At 43.7% G+C, this 4,402-nt stretch carries 4 protein-coding genes; 1 reads left to right on the forward strand and 3 read right to left on the reverse strand.

Annotated features, from left to right (window positions below; all coding sequences use genetic code 11):
- The 3 genes from QUB30_RS32910 to QUB30_RS32920 all read right to left on the reverse strand — a co-directional run.
- Positions 1-524, reverse strand: a 524-nt coding sequence (locus QUB30_RS32910) for a hypothetical protein (protein WP_333342420.1), incomplete at its 3' end; no start/stop codon positions are given.
- Between the two features lie 513 nt (positions 525-1,037).
- Positions 1,038-1,397 (reverse strand): hypothetical protein, encoded by a 360-nt coding sequence (locus tag QUB30_RS32915; protein WP_015179737.1) that lies wholly within the window; start codon positions 1,395-1,397, stop codon positions 1,038-1,040.
- A 283-nt stretch (positions 1,398-1,680) separates the two neighbouring features.
- Positions 1,681-2,412, reverse strand: coding sequence for a hypothetical protein (locus QUB30_RS32920; RefSeq protein WP_333342422.1), 732 nt, complete (start codon positions 2,410-2,412; stop codon positions 1,681-1,683).
- 163 nt (positions 2,413-2,575) lie between these two features.
- Between QUB30_RS32920 and QUB30_RS32925 the strand changes: the two genes are divergently transcribed.
- Positions 2,576-4,291 (forward strand): AAA family ATPase, encoded by a 1,716-nt coding sequence (locus QUB30_RS32925; RefSeq protein ID WP_333342425.1) that lies wholly within the window; start codon positions 2,576-2,578, stop codon positions 4,289-4,291.
- The last annotated feature ends 111 nt before the right edge of the window (positions 4,292-4,402 follow it).

The following is a 4,402-nucleotide window of genomic DNA, read 5'->3' on the forward strand; positions in this document are numbered from 1 at the left end:
TAACTAACTCTCAAAATTTGCTCAATTTGGGAGACAACTTGCTGCGGTCGATGCTCAAAGTGCTTCTTAATTTGAAATTTTAACGAATCTGCTGGCACATCTTTTTTGTTGAGTTTAAGGCGAATATGCTCACTTCGTGGGAGAGTGGAATTGAGCGCTCGAATAACGGTGCGGCATTGTCGAAGAGTCAGGCTATCGACTTGAATGAAGGGTAGATTTAATGTGTCGGTATCGAGTTGAATATTAGAAGCAAATTCTGCTTTAACTTGTAGTGAAGAGGTGAGGCGCTGTTCTTCTGTTAATTCTTGAGTAACTGTACATTCTTCTGCAACAGCAGGAAAGGAAGCAATTTCATTGAGAAGAGGCACAAAATCTGGGGCAAGTTCTGCTGAGAGTTTTTCAGAAGGATTCATCCGCTTCGATGCTAACAGCGTAGCGAGATAGTGAACAATTAAGCCACCGTAACCAAAAATTACCACAGTTTCAATTGTGAGGGTGAGAAAATGCTGAATATGTTCGTACATGATTATAATTTATTTGCAAGTGGAACATCTCTCACACGCGCTCGCGTTTAATACAGCGTATCCCCGGTTTATGAAATGCAGCTTTAGACACGGCATTGCCTTGTCCCTACGGGGATTAATCTATCTGGGGTATACTTCATAAACTTGCAATATGCTGTATCAAAGCCTTTTAACAAAAACAGTTATTTAATTTATTGCCAAACGGTTTTACGCTGACTTATTGAGCAACCTACATTCTCGGATAAAACCAATTAACCATAACTTACGGTTTGTAACTGTGTTACAAAGGTTTGAGATTATTCGCATTACTGGCGGAAGCTTTCCTACGCTCAATGGTAAACTCCGTCAAGGGTTCAGAATGACATTTAAGTTATTACTCCAAGCGCTATTAACTAAATCCTTCTAAGAATGCGATCATAAATGTCGCAAATCGAACTGATGCGGTGGGTGGGCGGGCAAATAAAATCCTGCTCCAAGCAGAATTTTATCCCCTTTATCGGGGGTCGTCATTGATTACTTGACAAAATCATCAATCTCTTCATTATCGTCAGTTGCCTTTTTCTTATGAGAAGCTTTGACTGCCGATTCGATATAACGGAAGTGCAAGTCAATCACAGCTTGCTCAGATGAAAGCCAGTAAACGTTGCTCAAGATTTCTTCAAGCATCTCGTCAGCCGAGTAGCCTTCATATTGCTTGTTAAACCAAGTATTGAACGCTTCCCAGTCAAGAGCTTTACCTTTCTGCAACTGTCGCTGTTTGGCACGTCCCGTTAACTCGCGGGCAACGTGCAAAAACATCTCGAAGCGCTGTTCTTCAAGAGTTTCTGCAAATTGCTTTTGCATCGGAGTTGGAGCGGATTTGCGATTAGCCATGATTAACCCTCAAGCGTGTTTTTTTTCACAACTAAAGCGACGGCAGTCTGCTAATTACAATTAATTCAAAAAATTTAGTGGGTGGGTGAGTGGGTAAAATTAAATTCACAACCAAGGTCAAAGTTTCCTTGATTGTGAATTTGTTGGGTCTGCTTCCCAGAGCGTCCTGATTCGGACGGTGGCGATAATCATTACCCAGCATCGCGATTCGTGGAAAAGGCCTCGATAGAGGCAAAAAAATGCTCTGCTTTTTCAGCAGAGCTTTCTAATCAAACTTTAGTAATTATTCGTCGTCTTCCTCAAATTCTTCCTCTTCGTCTAAACTAAAATCATCCTCCTCATCGTCATCATCCTCATCCTCATCCTCATCGCCTTCCTCGTCTTCGTCTTCGTCATCAATTTCATCGAGTATGTCATCAATTTCATCATCTTCATCATCGAGTTCGTCGTCCTCATCGAGTTCTTCAGTATCTTCTTCTGAGGATTTAGCTAACTCGTTGCGACGCTTTAAGCTTTGAGCATTGAACTCCATTAAATCTGCAATGGCAGCTTGCGGGTTGTCAGCAATTGTATCGTAAAGTTGGCTCATCGCTAAGGCAACAACTTCGACACCATACTTGAGTTCTTCGGGCCGGCCAACTAGCTTGGGAAACACAGTATTGTTCCACTCTTGCCAGTCGAACTTTTTACCATTGCCATTGCCGTTGCGCTTGTTCAACTGAGCTTGAATATCCAATCCCAGTTTTTCGCGAATTGCGTGGCCAACCTTTGTCGAAATACGGCTATCGCGACGCTGAATTGTCACGCCGTACTTCTTATGAATTGTATTGCGAATCTGTTTGACTAGCTCGCCAGCAAGTTGCTCGGAGCTGAGGTTAGGTTGAGGTTTTGATTTGGCTCCATTGTTACTGCCGACAGTTTGACTGTTCTGTTTTTCAGGTGGCTTAGATTTAGCAGGCACTGGTGACTGAGAGCGAGTGGGAGTGGCTGCGGTTTGCTTTTTACTTGTGGCCATGATTGACAATTTAACTTACATAACATCAATTTATGAGTGCCGTTAGGCACAATTACCCCCTCCAGTTGAGGGGGCGTATTTCGCTCATTAGCAGGAAGTTAAATTTTAATTACATTAGTTAAAATTTTATGTTAAATCTCCTGTAATTAGTGGTGTATAACGCATGAAGATTTTCAATAATTGGTCTAACTTAAGAGTTATTCAAACTCCCATTGTTGCCCTCGAATATTACAGTGCCGATCGCCAAAAAATCTTGTCATCATTTCATCAGTACGCTAATGAGTGTTCTTTACCTGTTTATTATTGGAATCCCGGCTATGCAACTCTTCAACAGGTGCAGTCAACTCTTCAACAGGTGCAGTCAACTCTTCAACAGGTGCGGTGTTTGGATAAACATCTCCCGAATTTAGGTGGTCATTCAGATATGGCAAGCGTTTCAGATATTTCCCAGATGTATAATAGTGAATGCGTCTTATGTAAAACTGAGCTATCTGTCGAGAGTGATGTCCTGCAATTTATGCTGGAAAATGACTGCCCCGGTATCTTTTTGTTAGAGGACATTTTGGAGTCAGACAGTACCGAACAGCCTCTTGTCCGCCGTTATTCTCAATTGGCTAACGCATTCTTTGAGCTGAAAGGGCGTTGGGCCGAGCAATATTGGGTACTGCTGGGTGAGTACATCCAACTGCCATCAAAGCTAAGTCCATTAATTCCTCTACTCAAATGTCCGTTACCCGATCGTTTTGAAGTCGAAGTTCTTGTAAATAATTTTTGCGATCGCAATTGTTCCCTTGATTTTGGTTCAGATGCGGTAGCTGCTAAAAAACGGCTGGCTGTTTCTAGTCTAGGGCTGCCAACTGCTGAAATTGAATTAGTGTTAGATCGATCGCTCTCTGTGACCGCTTCAGTTGTCCAAATCGCACAGTTGGTATTGGAGCATAAAATATCGCAACTTCGAGACCAGGGGTTGGAGTTCATTGCTTCTCCCGACGTGCCTCATGCTGGCGGTTTAGATTTATTAGACGCTTATTTGAGCGAAGTCGTAAAGCTGTCAGAAGCTGATGCCAAGAAATATCACCTCAGACCTCCCAAAGGAATGCTGCTGTGGGGGCCGCCGGGGACGGGCAAAAGTTTGAGTGCAAAGCTAGCTGCTAAGAAGCTAGGTTATGCGCTTTTAGCAGCAAGTTGGGGCAATATTCTAGGTTCCTCTAATCCAGATCGCGCTCTCAACAAAATGCTGGATACAGCCGATAATTTGGGCGGCTGCGTGCTGTTCTTTGACGATTTTGACAAGGGTTTTTCTGGCTGGGAATCAAATGCTGATGGCGGTGTAGCTAGGCGGCTGTCGCAGAAATTGCTCACCTGGATGCAGGAGCATGAGAGTCCCGTGTTAATGTTAGCTACTGTTAACCGCTTAGAAATGCTGCCGGCTGAACTTATCCGCAGATTTGACGACGGCGGAATCTGGTTTGTGGATTTGCCACACAGCGGCGCTCGCTATGAGATTTTCAATTTGCACTTAGCTAAGTATTTCCCAGAGCAGTTTGGGGAAGGAAAAGAGAATCTTTGGAGCGACAGACAGTGGTATTCGCTACTATCTGATTATGCGGGAGCAACGAGTGCTGAAATTGCGATCGCAGTTAAACGCTGTGCCCAGCGAGCCTATTGTGAAGGGCGACCTGGTAAAATGGAATTGGCCGATCTGCGTTATCAGAGAACTCAGTTTGTGCTATCGTCTGAGCGTTCTTCTGAAGATATCCAGGGGATTCGCAACAAAGCGTCCTTTGCTCGGCCTGCTTCTGGGAGGGATGGGTCTAAATTTGCGGCGGGAGAGCAAGAATTATTCGAGTATCGGCCACCTGCTTACGACAAAACTTGAGTGCATGCTAAACAACAATAGCATGGGTTTGTTGGTGAGCCAAAAAGTTTTGACTGTTGATAGAATTAGCGCAAAAGTTTTATGGCACTTTCTATAGCAGGACTTACGCCC

This window comes from Microcoleus sp. BROC3 (assembly GCF_036702515.1).
GTDB lineage: Bacteria > Cyanobacteriota > Cyanobacteriia > Cyanobacteriales > Microcoleaceae > Microcoleus.